Origin of the sequence: Rhodococcus sp. NPDC003318 (genome assembly GCF_042879035.1) — a bacterium.
GTDB lineage: Bacteria > Actinomycetota > Actinomycetes > Mycobacteriales > Mycobacteriaceae > Rhodococcus_G.
In genome coordinates, this window is sequence record NZ_JBIAOU010000051.1 from 1 (window position 1) to 1,174 (window position 1,174).

General features: G+C 67.0%; 1 protein-coding gene. It reads left to right on the forward strand.

Annotated elements, in window-relative coordinates:
• Positions 1 to 1,174 (forward strand): ATP-binding protein (locus ACFYVR_RS26935; RefSeq protein ID WP_387479455.1); only part of this gene is annotated, 1,174 nt, incomplete at both ends.

Consider the following 1,174-nt stretch of genomic DNA (forward strand, 5'->3'; position numbering starts at 1 on the left):
GCGGGAGGCGCGGGCGTTGCTGGGGCAGGCGCGGTTGGTGACGTTGACGGGGATCGGTGGGGTGGGCAAGACGCGGTTGTCGTTGCGTGTCGCGGCGGCGGTTCGGCGTGACTTCGCGGACGGGGTGTGGCTGGTCGGTTTGGGGGAGGTGCGGGACGGGGCGTTGGTCGGGGAGGTGGTCGCGGCTGCGTTGGGGGTGCGGCCGATGCGTGGTCGGCCGCTGATGGAGGTGTTGGTGGAGGCGTTGTCGTCGCGGGAGAGGTTGGTGGTGCTCGACAATTGTGAGCAGGTGGTTGCCGACGCGGCGAGGTTCGTGGACGAGTTGTTGCGTGGGTGCCCGAATGTGCGGGTGCTGGCGACGAGCCGGGAGGCGTTGGGGATCCGTGGTGAGCGGGTGATGCGGGTGCCGCCGTTGACGGTGCCGGAGGACGAGTCCGGGGTGTCCGGTGATGCGGTCGGTTTGTTCGTCGATCGTGGTGCTGCGGCTCTGCCGGGTTTCGAGTTGAACGCCGACAACGCTTCGGCGGTGGTGGGTATCTGTCGGCATCTGGACGGGTTGCCGTTGGCGATCGAGTTGGCTGCGGCGCGGTTGCGGGTGATGTCGCCGGATCAGATTTTGCAGCGGTTGAGCGATCGGTATGCGTTGCTCGGTCACGGGAGTCGGGATCTGCCGGGTAGGCAGCAGACGCTGCGGGCGTGCATCGACTGGAGTTACGAGTTGTGTACGGAGGTCGAGCAGCGGTTGTGGGCGTGTCTGTCGGTGTTCGCGGGCAGTTTCGAGCTCGATGCGGCGGAGTACGTGGCCGAGGGTGAGGTCGGTGATGTCGACGAGGTGCTCGATGTGGTGACCGCGTTGATCGACAAGTCGATTCTGATTCGTGAGACGGTTCGTTCGGCGGTGCGGTTCCGGATGCTCGAGTCGTTGCGGGGGTACGGGTTGGAGAAGTCCGAGCAGGCCGGGACCCGGGTGGTGCATGCTCGTCGGCACCGGGACTGGTATCGGCGGCTGGCGCTGGGTGCGGAGGCGGAGTGGATCGGGCCGCGGCAGGTCGATTGGATCGACCGGTTGAGTCGTGAGCGGCCCAATCTGCGTGAGGCGCTCGAGTTCGCGATCGGTGCGGAGTCGGCGGACGTGGCCTCTGCGGAGGTGCTCGAGTTCACCATTGCGTTGCAG